Below are 20,080 nucleotides of genomic sequence, written 5' to 3' on the forward strand. Positions count from 1 at the left end.
ATTTTTCTCATTATTGGCTATGAGCAACTAACTTTAGCTGATTTTTAATAATCTCAGTCGTTTTGATCCAGTTTCTTTCTGCTTCTACCCAAACTCTTCCGTTTTCACCTAAAGTCTGCCTTAGATCTTCGTTGTCTATTAATATCTGTAATTTGTAAGCTAGATCATTGATATTACCTTTCTCAAATACTAATCCAGTCTTCTCTTCAACTACCATTTCTTTTAGGGCTTGCACGCTTGATACTAATACTGCTTTTTTCATAGCTAGCGCTTCTAAAGGCTTCATCGGAGAAACCAGCTCACATACGGGCTGAGGTTTACGTGGAAATGGTGCAATATCTATGAGTGAGTAATAACTTTCGACTTCCTCAAAAGGTATGCGTCCGGGCATTATTAGCCAGTCATTAAAGCCATAGGTCGTTGCAAGTTCACTAATCTTAGCAGTAATAGGGCCCACTTCCAAGCCAGAAGCATTTTCATTACCTACTAATAGCAGTCTAAACGGCACACCTTTTAATTTAAGGATGGCACAAGCCTCTGCTAAATCATCAAGACCTTCATATTGTACAAAAGTACCTATGTAGCCAATCACAGGTACATTGTCTGGAATATTGAGTTTTTTTACTAACTCCATATCACGATCTTTTGGGACAAAATTGTCTGGTGAACATGAATTAGGAACCAACGATATGCTTTCTTCTTTGACCCCTCTTCTCACTAATTCACTGACCATAGGATTAGTCAAGGTAAATACATGAGTAGCATGTTTTGCAGCTAAGGTTTCAAGCAATACTTGCACTGTATAAGCAGGCTTCTTTTCAAACTCTGGCTCACGCGAGACGCGAGTAATCTCCCACAGACCACGTACTTCATAATAAAACGGAATACCTAACCTTTTAGCGGCTATAAGGCTAGGGATAGCGGTAATATGGTTAGACGCTGCTATAACATACTGAGGGCGATATTCTATAAACCTTTTCTCAAGTACGTCAGCTGCCTCTAACATGTAATCGTAAGGGGTCATTCCTCTACGTGATATCGATAAAGAGCGGACATATTTATAGCCATCTATAACTTCAGTTTCTGGCACATCTTCAACATTAAGGTCGTCTTTAATGTCTAATGGAAATCCTGGACGATTAATAACAACTACTTCAAATCCATGACTTCTTAACCCTTCACATACCCCAAAAGCTCTGGTTGCATAACCACCCGAAGAATAAGGAAAGCTATTATGAAGAACATAGGCGATTTTATTAGGTATACTTTCTATAGTATCTTTAGGCTCACTGAGAATATGACTTTCAATGGACAAAGTATACGCTGGAGATTTATATATTTTTTCTAACAATAATTGTTGTTGAGAGTTTGGCGATTTTTGTAAAATAGGAATAAGTTTCTGCAAAACTATAGCCGTTTTTTCAAAATCCTGACTCTTCTGAAAGGCCCACAAACCTGCTCTTAACATTTTTTCGCTCTGATCTATCTTTAAAGCTTCTTCACAAAAATATGTTTCAAGTTTTTTATCATGAGCTGATAAGACTTTTGAAATTTTTACTAATAAAAAAGCTTGATCCACTTTCTTCATATGAGATGAGTTTGATTTTATAAACTGTACGAGCTTTTCTTTACCATATTTAAAGTAAAACTCTAGAACCAAGTCGGAAAACCTAGAAGATTTATAGTTTAATAGGTTGTCTTCATAGACAGCATCATAACCTTCTAGATTATTGATACTTTTCTCAGACAAAAGAGTGTCTAACTTTTGATTGAATAAATCTACTAATTCAAAATACTCTTGATCATTCGTTTTTTCGCCTTCCTGAAGAAGCTTTTTAACTACGACTTCTAATTGATCTGCATCTCTTAGATGGTAATTACTCCAAGCATAAGCTTTTAGATTTCTTTTGTTGGAATCCAATTCAACAGATAATTTCATCAATGTTTTATACAGGCTAGGATTTTGATCCTTTACATTAAGTGCGTTGTTATACACCATATTAGATTTCTTTTTCGCTGAAATATCATACCATTCCAGAAACTCTGTAATACCTAACAATCCACGTTTTTTATGAATTTTAATGAGCAGCGTATCAGGTGAACTCGACTTAAGAAACTGTCCATAATCTAACTTCGGCTTTTTTTGAGCCCGTCGACTTTTTGCATCTTGTCTTAGATTGTATAGTTTCCAAGGCAGTATTAATGCTCCTTCGACAGTTTTTGCATCTATTAGAGCCTTGCCTAGCTGATAAGATATAGTCTGATATTCACCTTTAGTTGTCTCTTTATTTTTCATTTGTATTACTCTTAAGTCTAGTATGGTTTTCTTTAAATAATACCAACAGCGTCTATCACTTTTGTATCATTTGGTAGACGTTCTTTTTTAAATTCATCATGAGCTACTAAAATAGCGATAATATCAGCTTTATCCATAGCTTCTTTAAGTGTTGCAAGCTTACCTGATTCCAAGCCTTTAGGTAGCTTATCAATGTTAGGCTCAACTAATAAGACATTAGCAGATGCACTATTAAGCATTTTCTGCGCAATACTAACTGCTGGGCTTTCACGCAGGTCATCGATGTTAGGTTTGAATGCCAAGCCCAATAACGCTACTGTCGGCTTTTCAATACCTTGAGTTTTTAGTTTATCTACTTCTGCGCTGATCTTTTCAATGACCCATTCAGGCTTATAGTCATTAATCTCACGTGCAGCACGAATAATCTTAGCTTCATTAGGGTTTTTGTTAACTATAAACCAAGGGTCAACAGCGATACAGTGTCCGCCAACGCCCGCACCCGGCTGTAAGATATTAACACGCGGATGATGATTGGCGAGTTCAATTAGCTCCCATACATTAATATCCAGCTTATCAGCTATAATAGATAACTCGTTAGCAAAAGCAATATTGACATCGCGGAAGGCATTTTCGGTTAATTTTGCCATCTCAGCAGTGCGTGAGTTGGTCGCTAGCAGCTCACCAGTGACGAATCGTTGATACACTTCTTTGGCCTTTAGCGTAGATTGTCTAGTCATACCACCGATGACACGATCATTGACGATTAACTCTTCTACGACCTTGCCCGGCAATACCCGCTCAGGGCAGTAAGCCACAAAGATATCTGCTTCAACGTCTGGCTCATGATATTTAGGGAAGGTCAAATCAGAACGCTCTTCAGCGAGCCATTCAACCATTTTTTCAGTAGCACCTACTGGTGATGTGGACTCTAATATTACTACATCACCTTTTTGTAGTAATGGAGCTAGTGCTTTACTAACAGCTTGAATGTAGGAAAGATCAGGCTCATGATCTTGCCCTTTGAAAGGTGTAGGAACTGCAATAAGGTAGGCGTCTGAATGTACAGGAGTGAGGCTAGCCTTAAGATTACCTTTATCCACGGATTGCTTAACGATGGCCTCTAAACCTGGCTCGACGATATGTATTTTGCCTTGGTTGATCGTATCAACTGCATGCTGGTTAATATCAACCCCTATTACATTTGCCCCATGATGAGCGAACATCGCTGCTGTTGGTAGACCAATGTAACCTAAACCGAAAACACAGATATTTTTCATTGTTAACTCACTTAACTTATATATAGTTATTTATTTTGAAGATTCTTTTTGACTGAAAAAACTAACGATAGTTTCTGTGATGCGCTGTGATGCTTGGCCATCACCGTAAGGATTGTGAGCGTGACTCATCTTGAGATAGATAGCCTCGTTTTCAATTAAATTGCTCACTTCAGCTACAATAGTAGGTGCATGCGTACCTACTAGTTTTACCGTCCCCGCCTCTACGGCTTCTTGCCTTTCTGTAGTTGAACGCATTACTAATACTGGAATACCAAGAGAAGGAGCTTCTTCTTGGATGCCACCTGAGTCAGTTAAGATTATGTGGCTAGTACTCATCAAGTATACAAAAGGTAAATAGTCTTGAGGTTCGATCAATTTAACGTTGCCAAGGTTTTTTAATAACCTATTTACAGGCTCTTTAACGTTAGGGTTTAAATGTACAGGATAAACAAATTCATAATCTGGATACTTTTGTGCTAACTCTTGTATCGCTTGACAAATAGATTCAAACCCATCACCAAAGTTCTCACGACGATGGCCAGTAATTAGAACACGACGCTTAGTAAAGTCTAATTCAGAAAATTTAAGTTTCAATTCATTTTGTAGTACTTCATTAGTTTCAAGTTTATTCTTGACCTCTAATAAAGCATCTACGACTGTATTGCCTGTAGTATAAATATAGTCTGGATTGTTATGTTCATCATATAAATGTTGAGCAGCAGCTTTAGTTGGTGCAAAATGTAACTTGGTAATTATACTTGTAAGCTGTCTATTAGCTTCTTCAGGCCAAGGGGAATAAATATCATAAGTACGCAGACCTGACTCAACATGCCCGATAGGGATTTGCTGGTAAAACGCAGCCTGTGCTCCGCATAATGTTGTTGAAGTATCACCATGTACAAGTACTAAGTCTGGTTGACACTCTTCCAAAATAGGCTCGAGAGCGAGTAGCATTCTTGAACTGGCCTGAGTTAGACTTTGTCCAGACTTCATAATATTTAGGTCATAATCTGGATTAATCTCGAATAGTGACAATACTTGATCAAGCATTTCACGGTGCTGAGCAGTTACACAAACTAATGATTTAATGTTAGGGTTAGCTTCTAATGCTTTGACAACAGGCGCCATCTTAATGGCTTCAGGACGCGTCCCAAATATACTTAGTACTTTTATCATAAACTTTCCTTCTTTATTTCTATCTATTTTTGTCAGTAAATTACACCACTTTGGTATACCCATTCGGATTCATACTCTGCCACCGCCAAGTATCTTCACACATCTCAGTAATAGACAGCTTAGCTTCCCAGCCTAATAACTCTTTGGCTTTATCCGCACTGGCATAGCAACTGGCAATATCCCCTGCACGGCGGGCAGCGAATTGATAAGGAATAGGCTGTTTAGAGACCTTGGTAAACGCTGCAACCAGATCTAATACCGAGGTGCCTTTACCCGTTCCTAGATTAATAGGTAGAAAGCCTACGGAGTTTTTTTGATCTGAACTGTTTTTTGAGCTGGCACGTTGCTGTAAATAATTAAGCGCGGCCACATGACCTTGCGCTAAATCAGTCACATGAATAAAATCGCGTACACCTGTACCATCGATAGTTGGATAGTCATTACCAAAGATACTGAGCTTAGGTAGCTTGCCAACAGCTACTTGTGAGATATAGGGCATTAAGTTATTTGGGATATCATTAGGGTCTTCGCCAATCTGCCCTGAAGGATGTGCACCTACCGGATTAAAGTATCTCAAAGGGATGAGATTCCAGCTTTCATCCGATACCGCTAAGTCTTCTAGAATATGCTCGACCGTCAGTTTGCTTTGACCATAGGGATTGGTACAAGAACGCTTTGAGCTCTCGTCGATAGGCAGCGATTCAGGGTCACCATAAACCGTTGCTGATGAAGAGAATACCAAATTTTTGACATCGTACTCTGCCATTACTTCTAGTAAGGTAATCGTACCACTGACGTTGTTATCGTAATACATCAGCGGTTTCGCAACGGATTCGCCAACTGACTTTAATCCTGCAAAGTGGATCACACCAAAGAACTTATGTGCTGTAAATACTTGTCTAAGTGACTCAGCATTACGGATATCACCCTCAATAAACTCAATCGGCTGATCGATCAGTGTAGAGACACGATTGATCGCTTCACGGCTACTGTTAGATAAGTTATCGTATACAACAATATCATAGCCTGCTTCATGCAGTGCAATACAAGTGTGAGTGCCAATATATCCAGCACCGCCAGTTATCAATACTTTGTTTTTCATAGTATTTTTTGCATAAAAAAAGACACCTCATTGTAGAGGTGTCCTTGCTTTTTTTCAATGTAGTTTTAGTAATCAGACTGTAGACTTATGCCTAACTTACCAACCTGTAACTTCTTTTAGCTTATCACCGATTTTAGCCGGATCACGCGTATACGCGATACCAGCATCTTCAAACGCTTTAAATTTCTCTTCAGCAGTACCTTGACCACCAGAGATGATAGCGCCCGCATGGCCCATACGCTTGCCTTCTGGAGCAGTCACACCAGCGATATAACCAACCACTGGCTTAGTCACATGATCTTTGATATAAGCAGCAGCTTCTTCTTCAGCAGTACCGCCGATTTCACCGATTAGGATGATAGCTTCAGTCTGTGGATCGTCTTGGAACAGTTTTAGTGCATCAATCTGGTTCATACCTGGGATAGGATCGCCGCCGATACCGATACACGTTGATTGACCAAAGCCAAGCTTAGTCGTTTGTGCAACGGCTTCATACGTTAGCGTGCCAGAGCGTGAGATGATACCTACTTTACCCGGCAGATGGATATGACCTGGCATGATACCGATTTTGCACTGACCTGGAGTGATAACGCCTGGGCAGTTAGGACCAACCATACGCACGCCGTCTGCTTCTTCGATATAGCGCTTCGCTTTTAACATATCGATCGTTGGTACGCCTTCCGTGATCACGACGATCAGCTTCACGCCTGCATCTACCGCTTCAACGATTGAGTCTAGGACGAATGGCGCTGGTACATAGATAACGGAAGCATCGGCTTGAGTGGCTTCCATGGCTTCCGCCATCGTGTTAAATACTGGTAGGCCTAGATGCGTTTGACCGCCTTTACCTGGTGTTACACCGCCAACGACTTTGGTGCCGTATTCGATCGCTTGTTCAGAATGGAACGTACCATTTTTACCAGTGAAGCCTTGTACCAATACTTTGGTATCTTTATCAATTAATACACTCATTATGTTTTCCTTATTCGGTTGTCTTGCAATAGCAGTTTGCCGTTTAGGTGTCGTTAAATGCTAACCACGTCTCGTTGACTAAAAACTACTATCACGCTTTGACTACTATGTTTAAGCACCTAAATTGATAGGTTTATGCTTGAACAGCATCGACAATTTTTTGTGCAGCATCGGCTAGGCCTTGGGCTGACGTTAGCTTCAGACCAGATTCTTCTAAGATCTGTAAGCCCAATTCAGCGTTGTTACCTTCTAGGCGTACAACGACCGGTACTTTTACGTCGACTTCTTTAACGGCAGCGATAATCGCTTCTGCAATCATGTCACAACGTACGATACCGCCAAAGATGTTGATTAGAACACCTTCAACACTGCTGTCTTCTAGAATGATTTTGAACGCTTCAACAACGCGATCTTTGGTTGCACCGCCGCCAACGTCCAAGAAGTTAGCAGGCTTGCCGCCATACAATTTGATGATGTCCATGGTTGCCATTGCAAGACCAGCGCCGTTAACCATACAACCAATATTACCTTCTAGAGCAACATAGTTTAGGTCAAATTCAGCTGCTTTAAGTTCACGCTCATTTTCTTGTGACTTGTCTTGTAATGCTGCAATTTTAGGCAGACGATATAGTGCGTTTGAGTCAATACCGATTTTGCCATCAACACAAACGATTTCGCCGTTTTCACGTACTGCTAATGGATTGATTTCCATTAAAGCAAAGTCGTTTTCGATAAACGCTTGATAAGCACCGGTCATCAATTTAACGAATTGATTGATTTGCTTGCCTTCTAAACCTAGCTTGAACGCGACGTCGCGCGCTTGGAAAGGCATTAGGCCAACTAAAGGATCAACATTTACTTTGAAGATTTTTTCTGGCGTATTGTTAGCCACTTCTTCAATATCAACACCACCTTCGGTTGATGCCATGAAAGTCACGCGACGAGTAGCACGATCGACAACAGCACCAAGATATAGCTCAGTTTGTACTGGGTACATATCTTCTGCAACCAATACGAAGTTCACTGGCTGACCATTAGCATCCGTTTGGTACGTGACTAGGTTAGTACCGATAAGCTCTTCCGTAACTTGCTTAGCTTCTTCACGAGTTTTAACCAGCTTAACACCACCCGCTTTACCGCGACCACCAGCGTGTACTTGCGCTTTGATAACCGCAATGTCAGTTGGTGTTTTATCAAAAGCAGCTGCAGCTTCTTCGCCGTTATAAGCGATGATGCCTTCTTGAATGGGCAGTCCGTAGCTTTTTAATAGCTCTTTTGCTTGATACTCATGTAAATTCATTGATTGTATCCTTTATTTTTTACAATTAATAAAAAGTGAAAACAAGTACACAGCAGCGATTTTCTGCTGCGGCACTTGTAACCCCAACGCTGACACCGCAAATAATAAAAACGGTACTGCGTTCAGGCTATAGCTTGTTACTTAAACTTCTAAAAGCGCTGTAAACACTATTGAACGCTATCAAAACTACTTACGTTTTTTACGCTGAATCGCGTGAATAGCACGGCCATCTGCAGATAGAGCCGCTTCATGTACCGCTTCTGAAATCGTTGGATGCGCAAACGTCATCAACTGTAAATCTTCGATACTAGAGACGAATTCCATCGCAATCATACCCTGATGGACGATATCACCGGCGCCAGCTGAGATAGCGTGCATACCTAATAGACGGTCTGTTTTAGCATCAGCGACGACTTTAATAGAGCCTTGTGCTTCGCTTTGCGCAAGGGCACGACCATTAGCCGCTAGGTTGAATGAACCGGTCTTAACTTCATAACCCGCTTCAGTCGCTTCTTGCTCGGTCAAACCAACCCATGCGATTTCTGGATGGGTATAGATAACATTGATAATCGTGTCATAATTAACCTGAGCTTTTTCACCGTGAATACGCTCCACGGCCATCATGCCCTCTTCCATTGCTTTATGCGCAAGCATTGGACCACGGACTAAATCACCAATAGCATAAACGCCATCAAGATTGGTTTTGCACTGGTCATCGACATCGATCAAACCGCGTTCAGTCAAGGTAATACCGCTGTCTTCGCCAAGCAGTTTTTCAGAGTATGCACGGCGACCAACACAAACGATGAGCTTGTCAAAGCTCTCTTCAGATGACTCGCCTTTATTTTCGCTAGTAACGACGACTTGATCGCCCTTCACTTCAGCATTGGTGACTTTGGTATCAACACGGATATCAAGACCCTGCTTCTTCAGCATTTTGCCTGCTTCTTTTGCGATGTCTTTGTCAGCGGCTGCTAAGAAACTTGGAAGCGCTTCATAAACAACAACTTCGCTACCTAAACGACGCCATACAGAACCGAGCTCAAGACCGATAACGCCAGCACCGATAACGCCTAGACGCTTAGGAACTGAGGTAAAATCAAGGGCACCAGTAGAGTCAACGATACGATCACCGTCAGTTTTGGCAACTGGGATATCAATAGGTACTGAGCCGGCCGCTAGAATCACGTTTTTAGCGGTAATAGTGCTTTCTGCTTCGTCTTCTAAAGCGACAAACTTAACTTGCTTATCAGCGCCTTTGCCATCAACCAATGTGCCCCAGCCTTGTAGCCAGTCAACGCCGTTACCTTTTAATAACGCTGCCACACCGCCAGTCAATTGCTTAACGATACCTTCTTTGCGAGCAATCATTTGCTCGATATCGATAGCGACGTCGCCAGTGCTAATACCATGTTCTTCAAGATCATGCTTGGTCGCTTCATAACGATGCGAACTATCAAGTAGGGCTTTTGATGGGATACAACCAACGTTTAAGCAAGTACCGCCAAGAGCAGGCTCACCTTTATAAACACGTTTTTCGATACAAGCAACGCTCATACCAAGCTGCCCTGCACGAATCGCTGCTTCGTAACCACCAGGACCGCCGCCGATAACGACTAGATCATAATTATCTTTCATAGTACGTTCCTATTTTTAATTTCTTTCTAGTTTTATTTAGGATTTAAGTGATTGATTGTATTTTTGATAAACTGATGAAGACCTCACTCTATAACTAATACGTTATTTGAGTGAAACCCTTTATTTATTTATCGACAAATAATAATCACTTACACCAAAGTTAAAAAGCTTGTATCGGCGGTTGCCAATACAAGCTTAGAAGCTTACAGGTCTAATAGCAGCATGGTTGGGTCTTCGACCAAATCTTTTAAGGTAACTAAGAACTGTACCGCTTCTTTACCATCAATCATACGATGGTCATAAGATAACGCGAGATACATCATTGGTAGGATTTTAACCTCACCATTAACCGCCATCGGGCGATCATTAATAGCATGCATACCCAAGATAGCAGTTTGTGGTGGGTTCAAGATAGGCGTTGACATCAATGAGCCAAAGACACCACCGTTAGAGATGGTGAATGTACCACCAGTCATCTCGTCCAAACCAAGCTTACCTTCTTGTGCTTTACCGCCAAGCTCACGGATTTTGGCTTCGACATCTGCCATGCTCATGCGATCGGTATCACGTAGTACTGGAACCACTAGACCACGATCAGACGATACCGCAACACCGATATCATAGAAACCATGATAAACAATATCATCACCGTCTAGTGACGCGTTCACTGCTGGGTAGCGTTTAAGAGCCTCAGTCGCTGCTTTGACAAACAATGACATAAAGCCTAGACGCACACCATGACGTTTTTCGAATTGGTCTTTATATTTGGTACGCATGTCCATCAATGGCTTCATGTTGACTTCGTTAAACGTCGTCAGCATTGCAGTCTCTTGCGTCGCTGATAATAGACGCTCAGCCACACGCTTACGTAGACGCGTCATCGGAACACGTTTTTCAGTACGCTCACCCGTCGATTCAGCAACTGGACGACCACTATCAGACTTGATAGAGCTGTCTGCTTTAAGCGTTGGATTTGACATGTCAGTTTTGGTCACACGACCGCCGCGACCACTACCTTCGACGTTTTTAGGATCTACGCCGCTTTCTTTTGCCGCTTTACGCACTGCTGGGCTTTGATCTTTATGGTCAGCTTCATCTTTTTTGTCAGTCGCTTGTACTGGCTCACCGCCGTCAGTACTTTGCTTGGCTTGTACTGGCGCAGCTGGCTGATTTGGGTTGACAGCTGGAGCGTCATTTGAGCTAGAACCGGCATCTGCACTACCGCTTGCACCCGCTTCGAACTCTGCAATTAACTCATCAGATAACACAGTGTCGTCAACTTGCTTAACGATTTTAGTCACCACACCATCATCAGGCGCTACGACTTCGAGGACAACTTTATCGGTTTCAATTTCAGCCAATAGGTCATCACGATTAACTTGTTGACCTTCAGTGACATGCCATTCAACGATTGTGCCATCGGCAACCGATTCTGGAAAAACGGGGGCTTTAATATCAGCCATCGATATACTCCTTAGATTTGGATATTCATATTTATTATTAAGTCGTGATGGGCAGTCAATACCGTTTTCAATCGCGTTACTCATACGGTATTGCTAGGTACTGACTGTCATCGCCTGATTCATGTGTCTTTTATAAACTGTTACTGATATAAGCTATTACTTTGACAACTCATCGACACTGATGCCAAGACCACCGGCGATCAATGCTTGTTGCTGCTGAGCATGTAATTTGGGTGAGCCCGTCGCAGGTGCGGCACTAGGAGGGCGTGCTACCGGCTCCATGACTTTTGCCTTGGTTGGATGCGGTACGACAATACGAAACATATGCGGTGCCAAATAATACCAAGCGCCTTGGTTCAACGGCTCTTCTTGCGTCCAAACGATCTCTTGTAGATTGCTATATTTTTCAATCTCAGCAATCAAACGCTCTTCTGGCAACGGATAAAGCTGCTCAATACGTACAATAGCCACATGCTCTAGACCCAATGCACGGCGCTGCTCTAACAAATCATAATAAACCTTGCCGCCACATAGCACCATACGAGTTACTTTATCTGCATTGTGATCATCCATCTCTGAGATAACCGTCTCAAACTTACCAACGGCCAACTCTTCTAGATTTGACGTGGCAAGCTTATGACGTAGCAAGCTCTTCGGTGACATGACGATCAATGGTTTACGGATTGGACGTATGGCTTGACGACGTAGCGCATGATAAATCTGTGCCGGCGTCGTTGGCGTAATCACTTGCATGTTGTCTTCGGCACATAACTGTAAGAAGCGCTCAAGACGGGCAGATGAATGCTCTGGGCCTTGACCTTCATAGCCATGCGGTAACAGCATGGTTAGACCACAAACACGCTGCCATTTGGTCTCGCCACTTGAGATGAACTGGTCAATCACTACTTGCGCACCGTTGACGAAGTCACCAAACTGCGCTTCCCAAACGATCAATGCGTTTGGTACAGTCGTGGCATAGCCATACTCAAAGGCCAATACTGCTTCTTCTGATAATAGTGAGTTATAAGTGGCAAAACGCGCTTGTTTTTCACTCATATGCGCAAGTGGCACATACATGCTACCGTCATTGACGTTATAAATCTCACTATGACGATGCGAGAAAGTACCACGGCCGACATCTTCGCCAGTAATGCGTACTAATACACCATCATTATCAACCAGTGAGGCATAAGCCAACGTTTCAGCGGCGCCCCAGTTCAGCGGCTCTTCGCCAGTCTGCATCGCTAGACGCTGATCGACCATCTTTTGAACTTGGCGCTGTAACTTGTAGCCTTCAGGCATTTCAGCCATACGGCGACCGTAGCCTTTAAGAGTTTCGATATCGACACTGGTGTCCCAGTCATCGACGAGGTCATGACCTAGATAGGGTTTCCAATCGACAAAAAGCGCTTCATCAGGATCACTGACCAAAGAATTCACCACATAATCGCCACGATCTAACGATTCGCGGTAAGAATCTTCGTAACTTTTCGCTTCTTCTTCACTAATAATACCCGCTTCAATTAACTGCTGGGCATAGAGAGTGCGGGTCGTTGGTAGCTGTTTGATGACTGCATACATCAATGGCTGAGTCGCTGACGGCTCGTCCGCTTCATTGTGGCCATTACGACGATAGCAGAACAGATCAATGATAATGTCTTTATCAAACTCATGACGGTAATCTAAGGCTAATTGAGCGGCAAATACGACAGACTCAGGGTCATCACCATTCACATGTAGAATGGGCGCATGTACCATTTTCGCCACATCAGTACAGTATTCTGTCGAACGTAGATCTTCTTGACGACTGGTCGTAAAGCCGACTTGGTTATTAATGACGATATGTACCGTACCGCCCGTGGTATAAGCACGGGTTTGTGACATCTGGAAGGTCTCTTGCACCACACCTTGACCGGCAAATGCTGCATCACCGTGGATAACGATTGGCAGTACTGAATTGCCATCTTTACCTTCATGGCGAGCTTGGTCGTTGCGACGCACTTGACGAGCACGGACTGAGCCTTGTAATACGGGTGCCACAATCTCAAGATGCGATGGGTTAAAGGCCAATGCTAAATGCGCTTCGCCACCTGGCGTCATCACGTTAGATGAATAACCATTATGATACTTAACGTCGCCTGAGCCTTTTTCTGGCTGTACTTTGCCATCGAATTCGTCAAACAAATCAGCGGGGTTTTTACCTAAGATATTTACGAGTAAGTTCAGGCGTCCACGATGCGCCATACCAATAACCATCTCTTTGGTACCATAGCCACCAGCACGCTGTATAATTTCGTTAACGGCAGGAATAAAGCTTTCACCGCCTTCTAAACCAAAACGCTTAACACCTGTATACTTACGCGCTAGATATTTTTCTAGGCCTTCGGCTGCCGTCAAACGTTCAAGAATAGACAAACGCTTTTCTTTGTCAAACTCGATATGACCTAAGTTGGTCTCTAGATATTGTTCCATCCAGCGCTTTTCGGTACTGGTGGTGACGTGCATATATTCGACACCAATGTAGCGGCAATAAACACGCTCCATAATTTCGATAATTTCTCGTAACGGTGCTTCGTCCTTACCGATATTCAAATCGTTGGTAGGATAAATGGTGTCTAAATCAGCTTCTGAGAGATTGTGGTACTCAAGGGTCAAATCTTCGACTTCAGCGCGCGGATGTAGATCCAACGGATCTAATTTTGCACGGCGATGACCACGGCGACGATAAGCAGAAATCAGCTGCTGTACGCCCATTTGCTTAGGGTCAGCACAGTCAGCAGCATTGCTAGTCGTTGTGGTTGTGGGGGTAATCTTGTTGGCCGTCTGATTGCGAGCAAGCAATAAAAACTGATCTTTGATGGCGTTATGCTGAGCATCATTTGGCGACTGATACTGGGCAAAATACGCTTGCCAATCGGTATCAACACTCGTAGGGTCAGTTAAGTACTGCTCATAAAGTGCTTCGATATAATTGGCATTATCAGCAGCCAGTTCAGTATGTTCTACGTCTGCAGCTTCTTTAGTTATACTATTCATAATAATCGTCTATTTGATAGATAAATGAATGGAATCGTGCTTATTATTGTGTCGTTCATTGTACGTTCGGTATTTTGACTCTTAAAATTCACCATTAAGTAAGAATGGCGATGGCTAATATTTAGTATATAAAAGCTCTATTCGTATTAAATGTTATTTGTGCTATAGAAAGAAGCCGTTATCACTATTGATAAAACATATATCAAGCAACGACAACGAGTGCTACTACAATACTTATCTCAGATAATAGTCATTCAATCAAATTATTTGTGAACGTCCGGTTTTCTTATCAGACTCGTTTCACAACATTAATTTATATATACTGCTATCAGCTATAACCAATTCATTAATGGTAATATCTTTGGTAAACATCCTATCGTTCAGCTAGCCTATAAACTGGCTATTTTCGCTGAAATGTTTTTGTATGAGAGATATTTACCGTCTTTTTTGACAAACATACATTGCTGTATAGCTTAGCATGCGTACCCCGCATGACATAGTTTGTTTGCTCAATAGTAGGTATTTACATAATGAATATCTATTATAAACCTCCCACTTCGTACATTTCTATTGGTAATTATATAGAGAGTTTGCTCATATAACTCATCTCCTTACATACCACCAACGTATTGTTAATACTGCCTTACTTTTGACCAGTTATTTCCTGCTTTTTTGATGAAAAACTCTACTATCTATAATATTTTTTGGTCTTACAACGGTAAGAAGCAACGTTTTTTCGCGCCTCGTATCGTCCTTTAAAATATATGATGGCTGTCTTCTTAAATAGCAAGTTAGATAGCAATCAGAAAAACCTCGCTTGCATTCGATCACGACACATTCTATCACTATGCAAATTTGTTCAATAAAAAACACCGCCTAATAATGAGACGGTGTTTCGTGATGATGTGTGCATACAACCATGCAACAATGAACCCGTTTAACCTGCTTGATCAATCAGCATGTTACGTAGATGACCGATTGCCTTGGTAGGGTTTAAGCCTTTTGGACAAACTGAAACACAGTTCATGATACCACGGCAGCGGAATAGGCTGAATGGATCGTCCAAACGTGCCAAACGTGCTTGCGTATCACCATCACGGCTATCAGCAACAAAGCGATAAGCGTGTAATAGTGCTGATGGGCCTAAGAACTTATCAGGATTCCACCAGAATGATGGGCAGCTGGTTGAGCAGCACGCACATAGGATACATTCATACAAACCGTTTAGCTTTTCACGTTGTTCAGGTGACTGTAAACGCTCCGTTGGCGGTGCAGGCTGATCATTAATTAAGTACGGGTGTACTTTTTCGTACTGCTCGTAGAATTGGTTCATATCGACAACCAAATCACGCACAACAGGCAAACCTGGTAACGGACGAATAGTAATTTTTTCGGGTAGCGTGTTCATGTTTAACAAACAGGCTAAACCGTTTTTACCATTAATATTCATGCCGTCAGAGCCACAAATGCCTTCACGGCAAGAGCGACGGAAGGTGATGGTTTCATCTTCCTTTTTTAGGCGTAATAACACGTCAAGCAACATACGATCTGAGTCTAGTAGCTCAATCGTATAAGTTTGCATGCGCGGCGCTGCGTCCAAGTCAGGATCGTAGCGATAGATTTCGATGGTGCGAGTACCTCGGCTCATAATGCTAAACTCCACACGTAGGTGATGGCGGGCATACAAAGGTTGCCGCATGTCAGCGCTAGAGGGTCTCTCTTTATTACAGCGCTGGCATGAGCATGTAGCTGGCGGTCACCTTTTTAATAAATTAATAAGGGATAGAACGTTTGCGCGGCTTTTATATAACAGATATAAAAGCCGCGCAGTCTAGACTTAATAGACGCGAACTTTTGGCTCGATATAGTCAACAGTCAGCGGTACTTTACGAACAGGCTTATAAACAATGCGATTGCCTTCAGAGTACCAAAGTGTATGCTTCATCCAGTCATGATCGTTACGACCGTTTGGTGCATAGTCATCATCTTCTGGGCGGTCATAATCTGACACACTGTGGGCACCGCGACTTTCGTGACGGTTAGCCGCTGAGATCATGGTTGCTTTAGCCACTTCGTAAAGGTTTGCGACTTCAAATGCTTCAATACGAGCGGTGTTGAACACTTGTGATTTATCAGCTAAATGGATTTGGTCAATTTTGTCACCCAGCGCTAAGATTTTCTCAACACCTTCGTCCATCATGGCTTGGGTACGGAATACGCTAGCATGCTTTTGCATCACGGCACGAATCTCGTCTGCAACGTCTTGAGCATTATAGCCTTCAGTAGACTGTTGTAACTTGTCTAAACGCTTCACGGTAAAATCAAGAACGCGTGGATCAAGCGGCTTGTAGTTGTGATCGGCATGATGGAATTCATCAACGATATGCTTACCTGCTGCCCGACCGAATACCAACAAATCGAGCAGTGAATTGGTTCCTAAACGGTTGGCACCATGGACACTGACACAAGCACATTCGCCAATAGCATATAGACCTTTAACGACATTGCCTTTGGTATATAGGCCGTCTTCATCCGTCTCCGCATCTAAATCCGGCGTGATAACTTGACCATGAATCGTCGTCGGAATACCGCCCATCATATAGTGAATGGTTGGAATAACAGGGATAGGCTCTTTGGTGATATCGACGTTCGCAAAGTTTTTACCGATCTCAAAGACTGATGGCAAACGCTTCATGATGGTTTCAACACCCAAATGCGTCATATCCATAACGATATAGTCTGCATTCGGACCACAACCACGGCCTTCTTTGATTTCTTGATCCATAGAGCGCGAAACCAAATCACGTGGTGCCAAGTCTTTTACGGTTGGCGCATAACGCTCCATAAAGGCTTCACCATCTTTATTACGCAAGATAGCACCTTCACCGCGGCAACCTTCCGTCAATAGAACGCCCGCACCAGCCACACCCGTTGGGTGGAACTGCCAGAATTCCATATCCTGAAGTGGCACGCCAGCACGAACTGCCATACCGATACCGTCACCAGTATTGATATAAGCGTTGGTAGAGGCTTCAAAGATACGACCAGCGCCGCCAGTTGCCAAAACAGTAATTGGTGACTGGAATACCGCAACCGTCCCTGTTTCTTGCTCAAGCGCGACCACACCGTTGATATTACCGGCTTCATCTTTGATTAAATCAAGGGCAATCCACTCAATAAAGAATTGAGTACCTTGCTCTAAGTTTTTTTGATAAAGGGTATGCAATAGTGCGTGACCCGTACGGTCAGCCGCAGCACAAGCACGTTGTACAGCTTTTTCACCATAGTTAGAAGTATGACCACCGAATGGGCGCTGATAAATCGTGCCATCCTCATTACGGTCAAACGGCATGCCCATGTGCTCAAGCTCATACACCACTTTTGGCGCTTCACGGCACATATATTCGATAGCGTCTTGGTCACCCAACCAATCTGACCCTTTAACGGTGTCATAAAAGTGAAAGTGCCAGTTGTCATTGCTCATGTTACCCAAACTTGCACCGATACCACCTTGAGCGGCAACCGTGTGCGAACGGGTCGGGAATACTTTGGTAATGACCGCCACATTCATGCCCGCTTCGGCCAAATGTAGTGACGCACGCATACCTGAGCCACCACCACCAACGATGACGGCATCGTAGTTTAGGGTCTTAATATTACTAATGGTATTATCTTGTCTAGTTGCCATTACGGTTTTCCTAATGCCTGTTAATGCTTGCGAAGTAAATACAAGGGTTACTTATTACGTCACGGTAGTTGGCTGATTGAACGTCTATTCTGTCTAATCAAGCAAACCACTTAAAATTGACGAGGTAAACCACCTCAAACCACTTACTAAAATGTGCATAGTCATCGTCGTGTCTGGCAAAGTTGACTTATATTCACCCTCATATAAGCGACTGTCTCAGCCAAAAACAATTGAAACTCGTGACTATTATATGGCTACTGAAAGACTGCTCTTAAAGACTTTAACCGTCTATAAAACTGACCAAGCAGTCCATCCTTATTTTTAAAGCCTAGCTTATTTTGTAGAATCTAGCTTCGTTTGTAAAACCTGAATTATTGATAGCGTTATTGATAAAACCTACCGATAAATAAGGCTTAGATATTGAGTCTTTAGACAGCAACGACAGCGAAGCCATTACCCCAAAAAATCATAATACCCCAAAATAAGAATACTAAAATGGCAATGATCATAAGTGTCTGCAACACCAGACGTAGACCTGCTGCGCTTGAGCCTAATTTGCCCGTGGTAATATAATCCGTAAAGACGGTCCACATTCCCACCCAAGCATGACCTGCTAGCGCAAGGATAGCCACCAAGCTAAATAAGCGCATCGGCAAGCTCATCATAAACTGTGACCATTCAACAAAGGTCACATCGCCATGCGTTAAGAAAAAGCCTAGAAGTACCACACTATAAACGGCTAAGACGACAGCACTAATGCGCTGAACAATCCAATCACGTGAGCCTGATCCGGTGAGACCAGTCGCGCTTTTGACTCCTGAATTATTTTTTATCATTAGAACATCACCCATACAAATGACGCGACAATTAGAATCGCTGCAATCACAAAACTGACCATAGAGGCAGTGCGGCCAGATTTTAGTTCTTCGTTCATGCCCATATCAGCGAATAAGTGCTTGATACCCATCACAAAGTGATAAGCAATCGCGGCCACGAATATCCATGCCAAAAAGCGCACGAGTACGTTGTCAAACACGGTCTCAAAACTCTCAGGCGAGGCCAATGAGTTCTGTAGTAACCACAGCATGACAGGAATCAGTAAAAATAAGATAATACCAGTGATACGATGCAAGATTGAGGCAATTGCGATCGGTGAGCGATTAACGCTAATCACTTGGCTTAAAGGCAGATCAATAGGTCGGTTGCTTTTCACAGCGGGCATCCTTTTTGCGGTTATACTCCTGTATCTGCTAGCAACGCTTGACATTAATGGCGTCAATTAGGCATTGAGCAACACACGAGACGAATAAAGTAAGGAAGAGCTAGCTGACTTCGTTTAGTTTGTGCTAAATATGAAGAAAGGATCGTATGATAAAAGGTTTTGATAAACGGTTTAGCAGGACTCATCAAACTGATAAGCTCTTGACGACAGCCCATCCACTAGCCAACAAGTAAAGATAAACATTCATTAGATCGATTAACTATTCTATTTTTACTGATACTTTTGATACAGAAAAATACGACTGTCGTTTCTATATCACTATGAACCATAAGTGCATTCACTAAAACAGGCTAATTATTTACTAATTACTTAAGAATAGGACAGTTAACAAGATCCATGAGACCATCACCTAGGGTTTTGGTCTAAACAGTCACCATTTGGTCATCGCCAAATACAGATAGAATCAGCTTTAAGCGATACTATATCACGACCACTTATCAATTCGCACAGAGCGAGTGCCAGTTAAGTAACGCTAATTATAAAATGACTGGGCGACAATTACAAATTTATCCCTAAAGTAATGAAATTAGAAGGCTTATTTAACAAACAAGCGGATTTGTGCAATACTAAATCCCCTCCGACATCTCAGCCTAACGAATTTGTTGACCTATTCTGTTCGCCTACTACTCATACGCACTCTGTTTTTAGCATAAATAACCAAAATGCTAATAGCTATATTTTGGCAAATTGACACTAATATTATGTGAATAATGGGATTTGGCTTAATGCCATAAAAAGGCATTTTTTAAGTAAAATAACCAAGCAGACATATTTTGATACAAAAATTACAGTAGATAAATACTATGAAACCACACCAGTTGGTGCCATTGCTGCTAAAAGTTTTTTCAAA

13 protein-coding genes are annotated in these 20,080 nt (G+C 42.4%); all 13 read right to left on the bottom strand.

Going from position 1 to position 20,080, the window contains the following annotated elements; all coding sequences use genetic code 11:
• Positions 1 to 10: 10 nt before the first annotated feature.
• The 13 genes from AAEY79_RS04070 to sdhC all read right to left on the bottom strand — a co-directional run bounded on the left by AAEY79_RS04070 (position 11) and on the right by sdhC (position 19,170).
• Positions 11 to 2,296, bottom strand: a complete 2,286-nt coding sequence (locus AAEY79_RS04070; RefSeq protein ID WP_352287361.1) for a glycosyltransferase family 4 protein — start codon at positions 2,294 to 2,296, stop codon at positions 11 to 13.
• A gap of 32 nt (positions 2,297 to 2,328) precedes the next feature.
• On the bottom strand, positions 2,329 to 3,573 hold the full coding sequence (gene wecC, locus AAEY79_RS04075; RefSeq protein WP_352287364.1) for a UDP-N-acetyl-D-mannosamine dehydrogenase: 1,245 nt from the start codon (positions 3,571 to 3,573) through the stop codon (positions 2,329 to 2,331).
• 30 nt (positions 3,574 to 3,603) lie between these two features.
• Complete coding sequence (gene wecB, locus AAEY79_RS04080) at positions 3,604 to 4,749, bottom strand: non-hydrolyzing UDP-N-acetylglucosamine 2-epimerase (protein ID WP_352287367.1); 1,146 nt, start codon at positions 4,747 to 4,749, stop codon at positions 3,604 to 3,606.
• A gap of 40 nt (positions 4,750 to 4,789) precedes the next feature.
• Positions 4,790 to 5,851 (bottom strand): UDP-glucose 4-epimerase GalE, encoded by a 1,062-nt coding sequence (gene galE, locus AAEY79_RS04085; protein WP_352287370.1) that lies wholly within the window; start codon positions 5,849 to 5,851, stop codon positions 4,790 to 4,792.
• A 96-nt stretch (positions 5,852 to 5,947) separates the two neighbouring features.
• Complete coding sequence (gene sucD, locus AAEY79_RS04090; protein ID WP_025652967.1) at positions 5,948 to 6,823, bottom strand: succinate--CoA ligase subunit alpha; 876 nt, start codon at positions 6,821 to 6,823, stop codon at positions 5,948 to 5,950.
• A gap of 133 nt (positions 6,824 to 6,956) precedes the next feature.
• Complete coding sequence (sucC, locus tag AAEY79_RS04095) at positions 6,957 to 8,123, bottom strand: ADP-forming succinate--CoA ligase subunit beta (protein WP_352287373.1); 1,167 nt, start codon at positions 8,121 to 8,123, stop codon at positions 6,957 to 6,959.
• Between the two features lie 186 nt (positions 8,124 to 8,309).
• The gene (gene lpdA / locus AAEY79_RS04100) at positions 8,310 to 9,761 is read right to left on the bottom strand and encodes a dihydrolipoyl dehydrogenase (protein ID WP_352287376.1); all 1,452 of its coding nucleotides are present in this window, start codon (positions 9,759 to 9,761) and stop codon (positions 8,310 to 8,312) included.
• A 203-nt stretch (positions 9,762 to 9,964) separates the two neighbouring features.
• Complete coding sequence (odhB, locus tag AAEY79_RS04105; RefSeq protein ID WP_025652972.1) at positions 9,965 to 11,224, bottom strand: 2-oxoglutarate dehydrogenase complex dihydrolipoyllysine-residue succinyltransferase; 1,260 nt, start codon at positions 11,222 to 11,224, stop codon at positions 9,965 to 9,967.
• Between the two features lie 156 nt (positions 11,225 to 11,380).
• Positions 11,381 to 14,260: a 2-oxoglutarate dehydrogenase E1 component gene (locus AAEY79_RS04110; RefSeq protein WP_352287379.1), complete on the bottom strand. Its 2,880-nt coding sequence runs from the start codon at positions 14,258 to 14,260 to the stop codon at positions 11,381 to 11,383.
• Between the two features lie 937 nt (positions 14,261 to 15,197).
• Positions 15,198 to 15,908 carry a succinate dehydrogenase iron-sulfur subunit gene (locus tag AAEY79_RS04115; protein WP_025652539.1) on the bottom strand — a complete coding sequence of 237 codons (711 nt, stop codon included), beginning with the start codon at positions 15,906 to 15,908 and terminating at the stop codon, positions 15,198 to 15,200.
• A 189-nt stretch (positions 15,909 to 16,097) separates the two neighbouring features.
• The gene (gene sdhA, locus AAEY79_RS04120; RefSeq protein ID WP_025652540.1) at positions 16,098 to 17,948 is read right to left on the bottom strand and encodes a succinate dehydrogenase flavoprotein subunit; all 1,851 of its coding nucleotides are present in this window, start codon (positions 17,946 to 17,948) and stop codon (positions 16,098 to 16,100) included.
• A 428-nt stretch (positions 17,949 to 18,376) separates the two neighbouring features.
• On the bottom strand, positions 18,377 to 18,781 hold the full coding sequence (gene sdhD, locus AAEY79_RS04125; RefSeq protein ID WP_173240263.1) for a succinate dehydrogenase, hydrophobic membrane anchor protein: 405 nt from the start codon (positions 18,779 to 18,781) through the stop codon (positions 18,377 to 18,379).
• Positions 18,782 to 18,783: 2 nt separating this feature from the next.
• Positions 18,784 to 19,170, bottom strand: a complete 387-nt coding sequence (gene sdhC, locus AAEY79_RS04130; RefSeq protein ID WP_084212321.1) for a succinate dehydrogenase, cytochrome b556 subunit — start codon at positions 19,168 to 19,170, stop codon at positions 18,784 to 18,786.
• Between the last annotated feature and the right edge of the window lie 910 nt (positions 19,171 to 20,080).

The sequence above is a fragment of the Psychrobacter sp. GW64-MNA-CIBAN-0177 genome, from assembly GCF_040309585.1.
GTDB lineage: Bacteria > Pseudomonadota > Gammaproteobacteria > Pseudomonadales > Moraxellaceae > Psychrobacter > Psychrobacter okhotskensis.